At 32.0% G+C, this 16485-nt stretch carries 26 protein-coding genes; 12 read left to right on the top strand and 14 right to left on the bottom strand.

The features are described from left to right. The 4 genes from BAQ49_RS16770 to BAQ49_RS16755 form a co-directional block, all read right to left on the bottom strand. Positions 1-70 (bottom strand): YrzI family small protein (locus BAQ49_RS16770; RefSeq protein WP_116733474.1); only part of this gene is annotated, 70 nt, incomplete at its 3' end. A 26-nt stretch (positions 71-96) separates the two neighbouring features. Next, positions 97-240 carry a YrzI family small protein gene (locus BAQ49_RS16765; protein WP_071746263.1) on the bottom strand — a complete coding sequence of 48 codons (144 nt, stop codon included), beginning with the start codon at positions 238-240 and terminating at the stop codon, positions 97-99. Between the two features lie 27 nt (positions 241-267). Continuing rightward, the gene (locus tag BAQ49_RS16760; protein WP_071746262.1) at positions 268-411 is read right to left on the bottom strand and encodes a YrzI family small protein; all 144 of its coding nucleotides are present in this window, start codon (positions 409-411) and stop codon (positions 268-270) included. Positions 412-438: 27 nt separating this feature from the next. After that, entirely contained in the window at positions 439-579 is a 141-nt protein-coding gene (locus tag BAQ49_RS16755) for a YrzI family small protein (protein WP_002147210.1), read from the bottom strand. Positions 580-1019: 440 nt separating this feature from the next. Between BAQ49_RS16755 and BAQ49_RS16750 the strand changes: the two genes are divergently transcribed. The 5 genes from BAQ49_RS16750 (at position 1020) to BAQ49_RS16730 (ending at position 4212) form a co-directional block, all read left to right on the top strand. Continuing rightward, positions 1020-1613: a DUF4825 domain-containing protein gene (locus tag BAQ49_RS16750; RefSeq protein WP_071746261.1), complete on the top strand. Its 594-nt coding sequence runs from the start codon at positions 1020-1022 to the stop codon at positions 1611-1613. Between the two features lie 169 nt (positions 1614-1782). Continuing rightward, the gene (locus BAQ49_RS16745) at positions 1783-2163 is read left to right on the top strand and encodes a GntR family transcriptional regulator (protein ID WP_071746260.1); all 381 of its coding nucleotides are present in this window, start codon (positions 1783-1785) and stop codon (positions 2161-2163) included. Next, a complete protein-coding gene (locus tag BAQ49_RS16740; protein ID WP_071746259.1) occupies positions 2160-3032 on the top strand; it encodes an ABC transporter ATP-binding protein in 873 nt (290 codons plus the stop codon). Before BAQ49_RS16745 ends, BAQ49_RS16740 begins: the two co-directional genes overlap by 4 nt. Then, positions 3029-3700, top strand: coding sequence for a DUF4052 family protein (locus BAQ49_RS16735; RefSeq protein WP_071746258.1), 672 nt, complete (start codon positions 3029-3031; stop codon positions 3698-3700). The genes BAQ49_RS16740 and BAQ49_RS16735 overlap by 4 nt, the downstream gene beginning before the upstream one ends. 32 nt (positions 3701-3732) lie before the next feature. After that, entirely contained in the window at positions 3733-4212 is a 480-nt protein-coding gene (locus BAQ49_RS16730; protein WP_071746257.1) for a CcdC family protein, read from the top strand. A gap of 34 nt (positions 4213-4246) precedes the next feature. Here BAQ49_RS16730 and BAQ49_RS33605 read toward each other — a convergent pair whose 3' ends face one another. Both BAQ49_RS33605 and BAQ49_RS33600 read right to left on the bottom strand, forming a co-directional pair. Beyond that, positions 4247-4459, bottom strand: coding sequence for a hypothetical protein (locus BAQ49_RS33605; protein WP_242477367.1), 213 nt, complete (start codon positions 4457-4459; stop codon positions 4247-4249). 26 nt (positions 4460-4485) lie between these two features. After that, a complete protein-coding gene (locus BAQ49_RS33600; RefSeq protein WP_242477368.1) occupies positions 4486-5181 on the bottom strand; it encodes a hypothetical protein in 696 nt (231 codons plus the stop codon). A 365-nt stretch (positions 5182-5546) separates the two neighbouring features. Here BAQ49_RS33600 and BAQ49_RS16720 point away from each other — a divergent pair, with 365 nt between their 5' ends. Continuing rightward, on the top strand, positions 5547-6056 hold the full coding sequence (locus BAQ49_RS16720; protein WP_071746256.1) for a 2'-5' RNA ligase family protein: 510 nt from the start codon (positions 5547-5549) through the stop codon (positions 6054-6056). A 15-nt stretch (positions 6057-6071) separates the two neighbouring features. Here the strand turns inward: BAQ49_RS16720 and coaW are convergent, their stop codons facing one another. The 8 genes from coaW to BAQ49_RS16675 form a co-directional block, all read right to left on the bottom strand. Continuing rightward, the gene (gene coaW, locus BAQ49_RS16715; protein ID WP_071746255.1) at positions 6072-6893 is read right to left on the bottom strand and encodes a type II pantothenate kinase; all 822 of its coding nucleotides are present in this window, start codon (positions 6891-6893) and stop codon (positions 6072-6074) included. A gap of 27 nt (positions 6894-6920) precedes the next feature. Then, a complete protein-coding gene (locus BAQ49_RS16710) occupies positions 6921-7319 on the bottom strand; it encodes a 3-hydroxyacyl-ACP dehydratase FabZ family protein (protein WP_071746254.1) in 399 nt (132 codons plus the stop codon). 55 nt (positions 7320-7374) lie between these two features. Continuing rightward, on the bottom strand, positions 7375-8574 hold the full coding sequence (locus tag BAQ49_RS16705; RefSeq protein WP_071746253.1) for an LL-diaminopimelate aminotransferase: 1200 nt from the start codon (positions 8572-8574) through the stop codon (positions 7375-7377). Positions 8575-9060: 486 nt separating this feature from the next. Continuing rightward, positions 9061-9429, bottom strand: coding sequence for a hypothetical protein (locus BAQ49_RS16695; protein WP_071746251.1), 369 nt, complete (start codon positions 9427-9429; stop codon positions 9061-9063). A 185-nt stretch (positions 9430-9614) separates the two neighbouring features. Next, a complete protein-coding gene (locus BAQ49_RS16690; RefSeq protein WP_071746250.1) occupies positions 9615-9908 on the bottom strand; it encodes a hypothetical protein in 294 nt (97 codons plus the stop codon). A 167-nt stretch (positions 9909-10075) separates the two neighbouring features. Next, entirely contained in the window at positions 10076-11278 is a 1203-nt protein-coding gene (locus BAQ49_RS16685; RefSeq protein ID WP_071746249.1) for an MFS transporter, read from the bottom strand. A gap of 303 nt (positions 11279-11581) precedes the next feature. Then, the gene (exsC, locus tag BAQ49_RS16680; RefSeq protein ID WP_071746248.1) at positions 11582-12016 is read right to left on the bottom strand and encodes an exosporium protein ExsC; all 435 of its coding nucleotides are present in this window, start codon (positions 12014-12016) and stop codon (positions 11582-11584) included. A 170-nt stretch (positions 12017-12186) separates the two neighbouring features. Next, positions 12187-12339, bottom strand: a complete 153-nt coding sequence (locus BAQ49_RS16675; RefSeq protein WP_071746284.1) for a YqbF domain-containing protein — start codon at positions 12337-12339, stop codon at positions 12187-12189. A 484-nt stretch (positions 12340-12823) separates the two neighbouring features. On the opposite strand from BAQ49_RS16675, the gene BAQ49_RS16665 reads away from it, so the two are divergent. The 6 genes from BAQ49_RS16665 (at position 12824) to BAQ49_RS16640 (ending at position 16319) form a co-directional block, all read left to right on the top strand. Then, on the top strand, positions 12824-13198 hold the full coding sequence (locus BAQ49_RS16665) for a hypothetical protein (protein ID WP_071746246.1): 375 nt from the start codon (positions 12824-12826) through the stop codon (positions 13196-13198). A 186-nt stretch (positions 13199-13384) separates the two neighbouring features. Continuing rightward, on the top strand, positions 13385-14170 hold the full coding sequence (locus BAQ49_RS16660) for a class I SAM-dependent methyltransferase (RefSeq protein ID WP_071746245.1): 786 nt from the start codon (positions 13385-13387) through the stop codon (positions 14168-14170). A 69-nt stretch (positions 14171-14239) separates the two neighbouring features. Then, a complete protein-coding gene (locus BAQ49_RS16655; RefSeq protein WP_000621876.1) occupies positions 14240-14428 on the top strand; it encodes a DUF3970 family protein in 189 nt (62 codons plus the stop codon). Positions 14429-14512: 84 nt separating this feature from the next. Further along, complete coding sequence (locus tag BAQ49_RS16650; protein WP_071746244.1) at positions 14513-15478, top strand: nucleoside hydrolase; 966 nt, start codon at positions 14513-14515, stop codon at positions 15476-15478. A 123-nt stretch (positions 15479-15601) separates the two neighbouring features. Further along, entirely contained in the window at positions 15602-15844 is a 243-nt protein-coding gene (locus BAQ49_RS16645) for a GlsB/YeaQ/YmgE family stress response membrane protein (RefSeq protein ID WP_000638425.1), read from the top strand. 79 nt (positions 15845-15923) lie between these two features. Then, complete coding sequence (locus BAQ49_RS16640; protein WP_071746243.1) at positions 15924-16319, top strand: cytosolic protein; 396 nt, start codon at positions 15924-15926, stop codon at positions 16317-16319. Positions 16320-16485 lie beyond the last annotated feature (166 nt).

Here is a 16485-nt window from a genome sequence, read left to right as displayed (position 1 = left end):
GTAAGATTTCAGCTTTTGAAGGTTTACGTTTTTGAATGGTAATCGTTAAAAAGAAAGCCTTAAATTTCATTAAGATATTGCCCCTTTATAATTTATTTAGTAAAGACGATTGTAATAAGAGGACTGGAGCTCTTTCACATCATCCATAATATTTTTAATTTGTTGTTCACGTAAGATTTCAGCTTTTGAAGGTTTACGTTTTTGAATGGTAATCGTTAAAAAGAAAGCCTTAAATTTCATTAGGATATTGCTCCTTTTAAAAAAATTTTAATACATTTGTGTATAATACGAACTTTTAATGTCCGTTATTTTATCCATAGTTTGTTTTAATTGTTGTTTACGTAAGATTTCAGCTTCAGATAACGTTTTTTTCTGAAGTGCTGTCGTAAAAAAGAAAATATGAAAAGTCATAGACGAATTCCTCCTTTCGAAAAGGAATTACAGGTGATCACAATAAAGCACTTGGCGCTCCTTAACATCATTCATAGCTTTTGCAATTTGCTCATTATGAAGAATTTCAACTTTGGAAAGTGTATTTCTTTGAATCGTAATACTTAAAAACAATACGCTAATAGTCATCGAATGTTGCTCCTTTCTTTAAAAAATAATGTATGAGACTAAAAAATCGCACAAAAAAGCCACAGGAAGATATCGTTCTCCTATGGCTGGGCGTGAAAAAGCCACAGGAAAGTATACGACCTCCTGTGGCGAATTTATGAATTAATAGAAATAAAGTACGATTTTCAATTCTCCATTAGGGTGGTCGAATTCATATTTAATTGTCCAGAAAACATAGGTGCAGTTAACGCTAAAGTTAAAGCATGTAATTGTAATTTCATCATTTCCTTCGACCTCCTTTTAGAATATTTTTCTTACGTTAGTAAGTATATACAATTAATGGATAATTGTAAACATAAAAATTGAAAATTTTTAATTTTGATTAAAATGCGTATATTTTAAAGGGTTTTTAAGGGATACATTGTATAGATTGGATAATAAATAGAACTTGGGGGTGTCTAATGAACTATATGAATAGAATAGCAGGTGTTATGCTAACAATTTTATTAGTTGTTACCGCTTGTTCTAATGGGGAACAAATAAAAGAAATATCACGTATTGAACTTGGGGCTTTTAAAAAATATACGGGGACATACGTTGGAAATAATTCCGACGTTATTGCGATTGTTACAAACTTACCTGGTGGTGAAACAGTTCAAAGTTTAAATTTAGAAAATGAAAATATTAAAGTGGAATATGGTGCAAAAGAGAATGGAAATCTTACAGAAGAAATGATTGAGACGTATTGGTTTGATGGGAAGGATACGATGAAGAAGAATTTTCTCTTTAATGCTATTTATCTTGCAGTTTTAGTACCGAATGCGAAAGGGTATGAGTTTCAGATTGAAAATCAAAGTTTTGCATTGGAAAGAGAAGAACTTTTACCCATACTGTATAAAGAATTTAATGATTTGCCAAAGGATGATCTTATATGGAATAAGGGAATCGTAATGAACTTCTTTTACGGTAATCAAGAAAAAATAGAAAAGTTAGTTAATAATAAAGATTTTCGAAAGCAATTTTTTGATGAACATCCTGTGCGGGAATCTAAGTGATATGGAGGAAGCGATGGTTATTTAACGATTGAAAATACGGACATTCTTTAAAGGGAGTCATTCAGTATCGAATGATTCTTTTTTTGATGAAAATTATGGAAAAAAATATAACGTTGTGATATGGTTAATTACATAAGTAATGAACCTAAGAACCTAAGGTGGTGAAATTGTGAAACCTACTCTAGAACAAAATAAATTAATATACTTACAAATTGCAGAAACGATTGAATCTGATATTTTAAAAGACATATTGCTTGAAGAAGAACAAGTTCCATCAACAAATCAATTTGCGAAAATGCTACAAATTAATCCAGCTACTGCAGCTAAAGGGGTAAATGTATTAGTGGATGAAGGGATTTTATATAAAAAGAGAGGGATCGGAATGTTTGTTGCAAAGGGAGCAAAAGAAGTCGTACTAAAAAAAAGACAAAATACTTTTATGACCGAGTATTTACCTAAAGTGTGGGAAGAAGCAAAAGTACTAGAAATATCAAAAGACGAATTGATGGACATGATACACAAAATTACGAAGGAGGGGAAAGAGGGATGATTGCACTTGAAACGAAAGATTTAACGAAAAAATATAAAAAGAAAGTAGCAGTAAATGAAGTAACGATTTCATTGGAAGAGCATAAAATATATGGTTTGCTCGGTAGAAACGGAGCAGGAAAAACGACACTATTAAATTTACTTGCAGGACAAATTATTTCAAGTAATGGAAGTGTATCTATATTTGGCGAAAATGTTTTTGAAAATAGTAAAGCGATGCAAAATATTTGTTTTGTTAAAGTGAAAGAAGCTGCATACCTAAATAATAAGGTTAAAGAGATTTTTAATTTATGTAATATGTTTTATAAAAACTGGGATCAAGAGTTTGCTGAAGAACTTGCTAGGAAATTTCAACTTAATTTGAAAGAAAAATACCATAAATTATCGCACGGAATGCAAACTGTTGTAGGAATTATTCAAGGATTAGCAAGTAGAGCACCAATTACTATTTTTGATGAACCAACTACAGGTTTAGACGCAGCACATCGTGAGTTGTTTTATAGTTTACTATTAGAAGATTACGGTGAGTATCCACGAACCATTATATTATCAACACATTTAGTAGAAGAAGTAACTAATATTATCGAAGATGTAATCATCATAAAAGAAGGAAAGCTGGTTGTTCAATCATCAGTGGAAGATTTATTACAACAAGGTCATATTATTTCAGGGAAAAAAGATAAAGTGGACGAGTTTGCAATCAATAAAAAAGTAATAAATCGAGAAGTTTATGGAAATAAGGGGATTGCTGTTATATGGGAAGAGCTTTCTAATGAAGATTATTACTCTCTTGAAAAAGAAGGGTTAGTAATTGATAGAATTACATTACAAAAACTATTTATTCACATAACGGGTGGTGAAGTGAAATGACGATGTTAATGAAGCAGTTGAAGTTACATATAAAATATCATTATAAAGCCATTCTTATCTTTTGGACTGTAGCATTACTTATAAAAGGGACAATGACGGCAACTGATTTAAAGGGAATAAAGGTAGCATTTTTACACGATATCTTTAATAATTCATCAATTGCAATCGTAATGTTTATTGTGATAAGTGTGTTTCTTATTCAACTTGATATTTTTCCTACAGTCGTCTCGTTTGGTGTCACTAGATTGCAATTCTTGATTGGTTCAATATGTTTTATTTTATTGCAATCCGCATTGTTTTCAGGTCTTCAAGTTTTATTTTTACAAGGTACATTTTATAAAACAGAACAGATAAATTTCGGATCATATGCAATTGAACAATTCTTTGTGCAGTTCATATTTTATAGTACATTAGCTTGTTTATTTCAATCAACAACAATTTTTCAGAAGAGATTTAATTGGTTTGGATTAGCTTTTAGTATTATATTTTTATTTGGATTGGCGAGTACAATGTATGCAGGAATAGGAATAAAAGAATTGGTATTTATTAATAGTAAAATGTTGCTAGAAATACCTAATTTCATATCAGTTTCGATTGTTCTTATTTTCATATATATTGTAATTAGCGCTCTATTTATTCGTAAGGTTTCGTTTGAAGATACGATATAAATTCAATTATTTCAAGAGAGAAGGAAGAGTAAATGAGAGATACTTCTTCATTAATAACCGTCTTTTTATGCATAGCATTGCTGATTTTTTGGCGTCGTTATCGCTCCATGCACAAGCCAATAAAGGGATCGGGAAAACGTATTTTATGGCCATTACTATTTTTAACACCAGGTATTGTATGGTTTTTAGGTCCCGTACATCCAGCTATATTACAAGTAATTATAGCGGTATTCATTGGTGTAATTTTCGCTGTGCCACTTATAGTTTTAACAAATTATGAGCGGAGAGATGATGGGAATATTTATACGAAAAAAAGTGCTGCCTTTTTAATTACTTTTATTGCACTTGTCGTTTTAAGATATGGTTCAAGACAATTTATTGTAGATTTAGATCATCAAACGATAGGTTTATTATTTTACGTAGTTGCAGTATCTTATATTATTCCGTGGAGAATTGCGTGTTATATAAAGTTTAGGAAAGTTTGGCGCGAGAATAGTAATCATGCGATATAAAAATAAAAACTTCTCATTTGAGAAGTTTTTATTTTTATAGACTATTTGCTTGTAATACAAGTTTCGAAACATCTTTAGCTGAACCAATTTCAAATGCTCTCATATGAGCATTTACTGCACGTTTAAATTGCTCTGTTTGTGGAGTCGATCCTACTTCATCTTCTAAATCTTGAACATGTTCAAGTACAAGTTTTAAATCATTGTTAATAACTGTTACATCTGCTTGAGTTAAATTATCACCACTCATTGATTTCCACGTATTAATGTCATTATTTAATTGATTAAGTACATTTTGTATATTTTTTTAGATTGAGAAGAATCGGTAGTGCTATAGTTAGTAACGTCCGCTTTAGTTTGTTTATTAGCAAGTTCTTCTTTCTCTCTTTGAATATTAGCCGCTACAATTTCATCCTCTTTTTCGATGTATTCAGGGACTGACATGTTATGTTTTTGAGCCATTTTTTCAAAGTGTTCGAGAACAGTTTTATCTTTTGAAAATTCTATATCAGTAGGTTCATGAGATTGATATTTTACGCCATATTGTTCATAAATAAGCATATTCACATTTTTGCCGTCAGCCATTTTTAATACATTTTCTTTTGGTTGCTCTGTACTAGTCATCGTCTTTTTTTGTTCTGAGGCTGTTGATGTAGTTTTTGATTGTTTTACATTAGCAGTTTCTTTTGTCTTTTCTTCTGTAAAACCACTAAATGCAGTAAATAGAAAAAACAAATATATTGCGCTAGCAAAAATCATTTTCCATTTTGTTTGACTACGGTATCCGAGTATTTTATTAAACCATTTACGTTTGATTTTTTCTATTTGAATAGAAGTATTTGTTTGTAGAAGTTTTTCGATATCTTTCGTTTGTTCGGTTGGAATAAACTCGAATGTTTTATGTATGCTTTTAAACATCATAACAGCTTTAATTAAGTATTGGTCAATTGAAAGTGTATCGAATTCTTTCAAGTCGTATATTGCTATACTTGAGATTTCTTTCGTTTTTGATATGAATTTGAACAGTTGAATATGCTCTTTATCAATAGCTGCATAACCCTCTTTACTAGTTACGATAATGGGGGAGGAAGTATATAGTTTAGCTATAGCTTGTTTTGCTAACTAGGTTTTTTTTCTTTTTTACTCAATTATGGTCCTCTTAAAAATAATGGGATTTAGTCCGACGTTCAATATAACAAACATACGCAGTCGTTTTAATGAATTTCATGAAATAGATTTTGGTAACTTTCACCTGTTGTTATTGAAGAGGCGATGTTCTTGTTTTATGATTAAAAAAAACAGAAATAAAAGAAGTATACTAAGTGGAGGAGAAAGAGATGCGTACAATTCTACTGTTTTTACATAACATGCCCATTGATGAAATAGAGAGTATGAGAGAAAAGCATGATCCTTTATTCGGATTAATTCGACCGCATATAACAATTGTATTTCCATTTGAAAGTTCCATTTCGAATGATGAGCTGAAATCACATATTTTGAATTTGGCAAAAGGGATAGGAGAAATTGAAATTGAGTTTGCAAGTCGTATAACAAGTGTGAGAGACTATTTGTTTTTAGGAGTTGAAAAGGGGAAAGAACAAATAGAAAAACTACATGATAAATTGTATACAGGCCCCTTATTACGATTTTTAAAAAGAGACATTCCGTACATACCGCATGTAACAGTCGGAAGAGAAAGTAGCCCTGAGTTAGCAACTGAAATAGCGAAGGAGATTCCTAGTTTTCATGAGAAGTTGAAGTGTGTAATAAATAGAATTAGTGTGGAACGAATTGGTAAGAACGGAGAATCAATTATTGAATTTGAAGTACCATTGCAAAAAAGCTGACAAAAGTCAGCTTTTTTATTTCATACCATGAAGTAAAGCACCAATCGCACCACTATAACCGCCGTCTCGTAAAAAGACTGGTATTTTGTTTTGATATTCTGTATAGCTACTAATAATATTTTGAAGATGTACGTTATTACATAGAGTAGAACCGATGTAAATGATATGGTCAATATTTTTCGCTTCGGCGAATTGAAGGCTTAATGCTGTGACGACTTCACCGACAAGTCCTTGAACGGTAGCGAGTATATCTGAACTACTATAATTTGAGTCTGTAATGGTCGCTTTTCCGAAATTGCTAGCAGTTAAGTTATTATCAATAGGGGAGAGAATCCCGCCATAAATATCTCCAACTGTAATATCTAGACTTTTTCTTGAACCAATTTTCGTAAGCGGAATCACATCTTCAAAATGATCTATATTTGTTAATAGTTTTGAAAGACCCATAATAGTACCACCGCCAACTCCAGTTCCCCCAGCGCGAACGTATTGCTTGTCGTGAACGTAGTGAATGGAAGTACCTGTACCGATATTTGTTAATACAAAGTTGTTAATAGCACGTTTTTCTTCTTTTAGTATGTATCGTACTCCTGCTAAAGTAGCTTCAAACTCGTTTAACTCTACTATTTCATATGAACCTGAAAGTAGTTGTTCTAACTGTTTAGCTTTACCACCTGTAATGCATAATTGTGTAATTGAATTATTATTATGAAGCCATTCTTTAATTCTTTCTTGTTCATATGAATAAAATTTTTCAAAAACTAATTTGTTCATTTCGTTAAAGTAAGCAATTTTTGTTAATGTTCCCCCAGCATCAATACCAACAACATTCCGCATTTTCCTACTCCTTACTATGTAATATGTTTAATCAGCTTGATATATTAATAGCTTTTCAATGGTAACGATTGATTGACCGTTTACAGAGGCAATTCCTTTTCCAAGAATAAAACCTCGTCTGTTACGTGTTAATTCATAATGTAAGTCAAGTTTATCACCAGGATACGCATTTGCATGAAATTCCACCCCATCTAAAGAGGAGAGGAAACCAAGTCCTTCAGATTCACCTGTACTTACAAAAGCACTAAGTTGGGCAAGTGCTTCTACAATTAACATATGAGGCATGTAGTTTTGACTTTCATTAATAAACCATTCGTTATTTGTAATTAGTTTGTATCCTGTAGCTGATTGTGATTCTTTAACGTTTGTAATTTTATCAACCATTAAAAATGGATAGCGATGGGGAAGAGTATCTTTAATATTCATACCGTACCTCCAGGAATAATAATACCCCTGCTAAAGTTAAGCAGGGGAGTTACTATTAATTTTTAACTAATTCTTCTATTTTTTCAATAGAGAAAATACCGCTATTTTTAATGTTTTCAACTGCTTCTTGCAATACTACTTTATCTTGAACTAGTGCAATACGTACAAAGCCTTCGCCGTGAGGACCGAAAGCATGACCTGGTGTGACAACGACATTCGCACGATCCATAAGTGCATAAGCGAACTTTAGAGAGGTCCATCCTTTCGGAATTTCAGCCCAAACGAACATACTCCCAGCGGGTTTATCGACATTCCAGCCAAATTGGCGGAATCCATCTACTAAAGTATCTCTACGTTCTTGGTAAATTCCACGGTTTTTCTCACAAAAAGAAGCGCCGTGTCGTAATGCAGCGGATGCAGCTTTTTGAATTGGTAAAAACACGCCGTAATCTGTATTAGACTTAAATTGCGTAAGCGCACCGACGATTTCTTCGTTACCAATCATATAACCAATACGGCTACCAGCTAAACTATAACTTTTAGATAAAGAATTAATTTCAACGCCAACTTCTTTTGCGCCAGGTACAGATAAGAAGCTAATTGGCTTTTGGCCATCAAAATAAAATTCAGCATAAGCAAAATCATGGACAACGATAATATTATGTTTTTTCGCGAATGCGATTACTTCTTTAAAGAAATCTTCATGAGCCATTGCTGGAACTGGATTCCCTGGGAAGTTCAAAATCATCATCTTAGCTTTATTGGCAATTTCTTCAGGGATAACTTCTAAGCTAGGTAAGAAATCATTTTCTTTCTTTAATGGCATGTAGTAAGATGTTGCGCCGGCCATTTGAATTCCTGTTTCATAAGCCGTATATCCTGGATCAGGAACTAATATAATATCTCCCGGATTTGCAAAAACCATCGGTAAATGAACGAGTCCGTCTTGTGAACCCATTAATAATAAAACTTCTTTTTCAGCATTTAATATAACGTTATGAGTGTTGTTGTAATATTCAGTTACAGCTTCGTGAAATTCTTGTATGCCTGTTAATGTGTATCCATAGCTTTCTTTTTCACTCGCCGTATGTACCATTGCTTCTCTTACGAAATCAGCAGGAGGCATATCAGGATTCCCGATACTTAAATCGATCATTTTATGACCTGCTGCAATTTTCTCTTTTTTATAGGCCCCTAATTCACTAAATATAGAAGATTGGAATGCTTTCATTCTAGTTGCTAACGTGTAAGTCATCAAAACCCCTCCTAAAAACAGTGTTTTCTTTCTGCGTTTTTAATTATTCTGAAAACACATGTTTACATTTTATCATTTTTTTATGAAAATTAAAACGATTGACAATTTTAGAGGGAGGATTACACCATTATATATTTTTCTATAACAGTTATGATGTTTTATAATCTTTGTTTATAATATCTCGGATGTTTTGTATTAAAAAGAATACGAAAACTATACCAAGTATGCCGCTAATCCAATAGTATGAATTCGCAGTAGTATATTTTTCATAGAATGAAATAGCATTCCATAAAATAAGGATTACGGAACAAACTGTTGATATAATTAAAAAACTTAAGCTTTTCAAAAAGCACCTCACAATAAAAAAATTGTTAATCAATTTTATATTATAATTAAAGGATTTAAAAGGGTACATATTTTTATAAGAAAACATCTATAGTGGAAAACCGCAAAAATATATTTTGCGGTTTTGTAAAATACATATAGTTAATCACTTGTTTTTTTATAAGTACACATCTTTTCTACGTTTATAAAGTATACATTTAATTTATTATCGACAACTTTCAAAGTTTGATCCGATGTAAAAGAGTTACCATAATCAATGTGATATACATTAGAATTTTTCACAAACGAACCTTTATATAAATCTTCTTTTTTCTTTGTTGTTTGCATTTCTACTAAATTTTGAACAACCTTTTCTTTCTTTTCTTCTTTTACAATTGTTTCAAATTTATATAATACAGGACATTGACCGTTTTTGTTGTCAACAACTTCCCAAGAACCGTATATATCGTTATTGCTGCATCCGCTAAGTAGGACGACTAGTATAGCTATTGTAAGTAGAAACTTTTTCATTTTGTGCTCCTTTCATACTATTGTTAATAAACGTGCGAATACGATAGGGATATTGTAATAAATAAAGTTAAAATTTTTTTAAAGAAATACTTAATTTCGCATAAAAATTTGGAAAAGCATAGTAAAAAATAAAAGGCATGAATCTAGCGTAATACTAGTATTCATGCCTAGCAGGATATATTTTATTATGCTTTTTGGGGGATAAAAGTAGAGGAAATAAGGACGATTAGCCCATTTAAAATATATATAGTAGCCATGATAAATGCTAAAGTAGCAGATCCAAACACACTTTTGTCGAAAATAGAAGCAAAGGTTAAAGTTGTCAAAAAAACAACGGGAGTCAGCAGTAAAAATACGAAACCCGCCACAATCCTTCTTTTAAAGTTATTTTGAGATAAGGAAATGGCTAAAAAATTAAGGGCGCCAAACATAACGAATGAAAACAGAAGGGTAATTAATAATTGGATACCAGCAGACATTTCCACAGCTCCTTTTTGAAGAATCTATAATTTATTGTATTCGAAAGTAGTAGGGGATACTCCTTTAAAAATTGGAACTATACAAAGCATATAAATTTCAATCCTAGAAATTGAAAAAGAATGGAGCCATATTAAAATACTGGATCCATTCTTAAGAAGTATTAGTTTTATAAATTCGCAGATTGCGAAGGTTGTTTTTCATATTGTTTCTGTTTAGATAGGGAAATGAAAATAATTAACAATGAAATGACTCCGAAAATGAGAACCATATATTGTAACCCGATCGTATCTAAGAAGAAGCCAGTTCCAAGTAAGACAATTTGGAACATAACTCTCTCAAACATATTACGGAATGAGAAGAGGCGGCCGTGATAGCTTTTTTCTACTTTCGTTTGGAAAATTGTCGACATAATAGGGAAGAAACAGCCGACACTAAAGCCAAACAAACCAAACGATGTAAGAGCCATCCATTTTATATCGCTAAAGAACAATGAAAGGTGTGCAAAAGCGGTACAAATTGCGAAGAAATATAGTAACTTTTCAGGTTTGAAATGATCAGATAAACGTTTAATAACGAAGGCACCTAACATAAATGCTACACCTTCAATTGTATATATGAATCCTTTAATCGTTGGATCGTGTTGCATTTCGCTAATGTTAATAACCATTAAATTGAATCCAGCTATAAATAATAGAGGGATAATACTTAATATAAGTGCTGTAAAAGCAATAGGAATTCCTTTTAAAATACGAAATACTTCCATAAAGCTATTATCTTTAGCTGATTGTTTACTTGATGTAGTTGACTTTTTATCTTCAAATTGTAGGAAGAAAGTTGAGAGGAATAATAAAGCGTATGCTGCCATTGAGAAGGCATACATATACTGTAAACTCATTACAACTAAAAGAATTCCACCTAGTGAAGTACCCGCAATACGAGCGATTGTACCAACATTCATATGTACACCGTTCATCTGTAATAACTCATGCTCACGAACGATTAGAGGAATTACAGATTGTAATGCAGGGAAATAAAATGCAGCTGAAATTTGAAGTGCAATCATAAATGCAATCATAAAGGCGATACTTTCATATTGAATAGCGAAAAACATAAAAATAACACTTAAAACCCGACCGAAGCCAGCATATAGAAGAACTTTTTTCTTTTCATACTGATCGATGACACGGCCAGCCATAGGACCGACTAGAACTCCTGCTAATAGTCCGATAAATAATATAACTGATTTCATGAAATCAGAAGGGACATATTTTTGCATAAATTCCAGGTTACCAAGTATACCAAGCCATAATCCTAGACCAGCAATAAACTCCCCAATTAGAACAATCCAAACGTTTTTGTTACGCCACATAATATAAAACCTCTCTGTCTTTTAAAATGAAAAACTCGTATATAAAACCTCCTTATTTATATAGTGTTTTGTACGAACTTTTTTAGAGTCAGAGTCTATATTACGTGTTTCATAAATGGATTTCAATATTTTTGATTTGTTAAAAATTTGATTTTTTAATTGAAGGAATAAGTAAATCGAAATGTGAAAAATTATGATTAAATACTAATTGAACGTAAGAATAAATATAGAGAAAATAAAAAAGCGAGAACGTATATACTACGTCTCGCTTTTTTGAAATACAAAATTAAACAACAAATTTACTTAGCAACACTTATGATCTTGTCCAATAGCTAAACCGCTAAAAGATAGTGGACCAACAACATTTGCACTTGCACCACTAGTAAGGTTTTCTACAGTTAATGAATATTCGTGAGTCCCGCAGCTAACATTTTGATCTATAGCTTGAAATGTTTGCGCGTAAAATTGCTCAGAATCTGTAGATTCAATCCCTACTTGAGCGTTGAAGATTTCTGTATTGTCACGGAAAATTCGGAATAAAACTTGTGAAATCTCAGTTATACCTTCAACTCCAACTGTAGCAATTAATTCAACTCGATTATTACGTGCATCTCTTCTTGAAATTTTTAATTTAATATTTGCTAGAATTGCTTTTTCTGGGGAATGGGGAATTACAAAAGTTGTTTCACCGGTTTTATTTAAAGGTTGAGTAGCTTGGTAATCAATGATATGAGTCATATTCGTCACCTCCTCATATACTAAAATATGAAGGTAAGGATGAATTAGCTTGGACATATACTATAAGATTTTAAGAAAATTAAGGAGTAATGTTGAATAGAGGGAGATAATATAAAAGCATCAAGAAAAAATCCCAATTATGAGAGTCATTTTTTGATGCCTTTCATACTTTAGGCAGAATATTCTTCTTTACGCACTTCAAAGAATTCATTACGGCGTAAGTGATTAAAAATCTTTTCCGAAACCGCTTCTTCTTGAGATATTAAGAAACGATGATCAAAAGCATAGAAAGATTGACCTTTAATTAGTTTTACGTAGTATATTTTACACGCCTCCTTTAAATTAGGATTCTTAAATACTTTATATTATGATGACCTATCTGGTTGTTAATAATACTTAAAGTTTCAAAGAGGAGAAGTATAAATTCAAAAAACATTGAAATAGCTTACAAATCTGTAATGTTTTTGTCACTTTTTCCGATAGTTAAAATTAACCAATATCTCCTATACTACAAATAAGTTCCATAAAACAAGGGGGTGGAAAGATGGAGGAAGTAATTGGAGAAGTTGTAGCAGGGATTTGTGAATTTGTAGTCGAAGTTACTGCGGATGTTTTAGGGAATTTAGTTTCCGGAAATGATGAAGAGAAAGAAGTATTATGAAATTTTGTAAAGAATTTAAAGACGAATAACGTGTAAAGGCTGATTTCTAAAGGGAAGTCAGCCTTTATATTTTTTACATTATATTAATGTTATTTAAATATTCATTTGTTATGATGTTAATGAAAACAATAAAGGAGCTGATCGATATGAATGTACTGAATTCTGGATTTGATGTATCCGATTCTCGTACGATTGTGGCGAATATAGATGAAAAGGAATATCACTTTATTGTTCGTGAACATCCACTAATAGGAAAGGTTATAGCGCTTTCTGACAATGGGAAAGAATATGGTTTAATAGATAAGCAAATCGCTAGTAGGGACAGGTTTATTAGATCAGAACTTACTAAGTTGCATCATTTCAACATAGATATACTTTATGATACTCCAGGATGGATAGGGGTTGGTATGGATCAATTTGGATTGTATGCGAGAGAGGCTACTTATAAGGAAGTGGAAGTTCTTATGAAGTTAAAGGAGGATATAAATTTTTTAGACATAAATGTATGCACTCTAATGTAAGAGATGTTTTTCAAGGTTACGGGATAAGTTCTCGTAACCTTTTTTGTTTTGTAATTAAAAACATAAGAGTTATGTTTTGGGGTTACTAGTATTCTTATACAAGGAATGGAGCCTAAAAGAGGATTTGAAATTATATAAAGAGAACTTATTAATTATATGAATACTTATAGAAAGAAGTTGATAAAAATGAGTAAAGAAGAGCTTGTGAAACAACAATTTGGTAGTAATGCAGAAAAGTATGTGAAAAGTAAAATACATGCAAATGGACCGGATTTACAATATGTAGTTAAGCAAGTTGAAGCTCGTCATAATACTCGTCTTCTTGATATTGCTACTGGTGGTGGACATGTTGCTAATTTGTTAGCCCCAATGTTTAAAGAGGTAGTCGCTCTTGATTTAACAGAAAAAATGTTAGAAAAGGCAAAAGGTTTTATAATAGGGAACGGACATGAAAACGTATCTTTTGTAGCAGGACATGCAGAAAGGTTACCATTTGCTGAAGAATCTTTTGATACAATTACATGCCGAATTGCAGCACATCATTTTGTTGACCCTTCGCAATTTATTTTTGAAGTACATCGAACGTTAGAGGATGAAGGATTATTTATATTAATTGATAATGTTTCACCAGAAAATAATGAGTTTGATACATTTTATAACTTTATCGAAAAGAAACGTGATCCAAGCCATGAACGAGCTTTGAAAAAAACAGAATGGATTACTTTATTAGAAAAACATGGTTTACAAATGCAGTCATGTCTTACTTTTGACAAAAAGTTTGATTTTGACTGGTGGTGCAATATGATGGATGTGCCTGTGCAAAAGCGTCTAAAGTTAACAGAATGTATGATGAAAACATCAAACGAAATGCAGGAATTCTTCAACATTCACTTTGATAATAATAAAGTAGAGTCGTTCTATACTGAAATGGCACTGTTCGTCTGTAAAAAAAGTTCAACATTAAAAAGATAAATTTCTTGCAGACTTTCTGAAGTACGATATACTTAGTACAGAGAAAATGAGAATTGAGGAATAGCAATAATGATTCGTGTACGTATTGAAGGAACTGAGGAAGAAATGCTTGAATTTTTGCAAAGAATGCCTGATATTCCTGGGTTTGAAAAAACACATATGAGAGAACCGAGAAAAGGGAATAATCCGAAATATGATTCAAGCAAAAGTGTACTAGCATATTTATCTTATAAAAAGATTGAAGTCGCCAATAAATAATAAATAGGCGGCTTTTTTAATTATCTCTTTTTCACCGCCTTGTCTTTTTCGCATAATAATGATAGTAGATTATGCTGGAGAGGGGTGAGGAAAGTTAATAAAAAAATAATCTTTTTCGGAGATTTTGGAATTGATGATGCAGTAACGTTAATTTATGCGAATAAAACATGCAAATTAGATATTATAGGTATTGTTGCAGAGTATGGAAATGTATCAAGAGAAATTGTAACGGAAAATGTGTATTTTTTAGAAAAATACTATGCTACAGAAGTGAAGATTATTGAAGGTGCCAGTAGACCGATGACAGCTGAAGAACCTTTATTTTTCCCTGAAATTCATGGAGATCACGGTTTAGGTCCAATTATTCCACCGAAAATGAGAATTTGTAACAGCGAAAATTTTTGCGAATTGATTAAATTAATTGAGCCTTGTCCTGAAAATATTATTATTGTGGCGACGGGACGATTAACGACACTTGCAACATTATTTTTATTGTATCCAAATTTAATGAATCGAGTATGTTCCTATTATATAATGGGCGGTGCTTTTCTATTTCCAGGTAATGTTACACCAGTATCTGAAGCTAATTTTTACGGTGATCCAATTGCGGCAAATATCGTAATGAAATATGCGAAGAATGCTACTATATATCCGTTAAATGTAACGCAAGCAGCACTTATTACTCCTGAAATGGTCGATATTATTGATAAAGAAGGGACAGGACAGGCGAAACTTATTAAACCAATGATTGATTTTTATTTTGAAAATTTTTATAAAAAAGAATATCCAGGTATTGCTGGGGGTCCGATTCACGATTTACTTCCGTTCATTTCTTTTATAAATGATGATATTTTTGAATATAAAAAATCATCAGTTTGGATTAGTACGACGAACGATGTAACGAGAGGTCAAAGTGTTGCAGATTTTAGAAAAATAGCTGAGCCAACGACGTTTGATAATCGTCCTATACAAAGAATTGCCGTTGGATTTAATTATCAAGCGTTTAAAGACGAATTTATGAGAACAATATTGAAGCCAGATTGTCCTTAATAGGTTGAGCAGATTAGAATGATTTTCATAAGACGAATAACTTACGAAAAATGAAACATAACTAATGGTAAGCAATTGTTTCAGATTATATTTTTATAGGTTAAATATATAGGAGGTTATGATTTGATTTGGTATTTAATCGTCGGTGGTATATTAGGATGGTTTGCAAGTTTAATCACTGGAAAGGATGTACCGGGCGGTGTAATTGGTAATATTATTGCTGGTATTATCGGTTCTTGGCTTGGTTCGTTATTACTTGGAAAATTCGGTCCTGTTATTGGTGGCTTTGCGATTATTCCAGCTTTAATCGGTGCGATTATTTTAATCTTCATCGTGAGTTTTCTGTTGCGAGCAATACGGAAATGAATTTAGTTGGACTGTTTACATTTGTAAGCAGTCCATTTTATATGTTATGCTACTATTATACAATCAGGAGGTGTCAGCATTGAAATCATTTACAGTAAATTTTCATCAAGAAGATAATGCAAAAGCGACAACAGTACATAAATTAAGTGAAGAGGACTTCAATAAAGCAACAGAAAAAGGTACCCGTCATCTATTTGATTTAGATACAAACGTTGGCTTCTTCGTATTCTTTGATGCAGAAGATGCAGAAGGAAATGATCAATACTTAATGTTACAATATGAAGGAGATCATGAAGAACCAAGTGCTTGCTACGGATTTGATTTAAAACTATACTATCAATTTTTAGCATTATACTTAAATGATCTTGAATTCCAAGGTGAAACAAATGAAGAAGAGGAAGAGTATGGTCCAATTCATCATTTAGCTCACTTACTTTACCATATCGTTGAAGACGGTAAATCAATTGAAGTGTAAAGATACATATTTTGAAGCTGTCCTTGATTAGGACAGCTTTTTTATTTATATGTCGTGCCTTTCAGGAACTGTGGCCGATATAGGTTGAGAATAGAGATTCATTTTGGAGAACTGTTTTATTTCTTCCGTGTTTCAGTGGTAAAACTTCTGTTATAATTAGCGTAAC

Origin of the sequence: Bacillus proteolyticus (assembly GCF_001884065.1) — a bacterium.
GTDB classification, from domain to species: domain Bacteria; phylum Bacillota; class Bacilli; order Bacillales; family Bacillaceae_G; genus Bacillus_A; species Bacillus_A proteolyticus.
The sequence above is the reverse complement of the archived record's forward strand: the minus strand, read 5'-3'. Positions and strand labels throughout refer to the sequence as shown.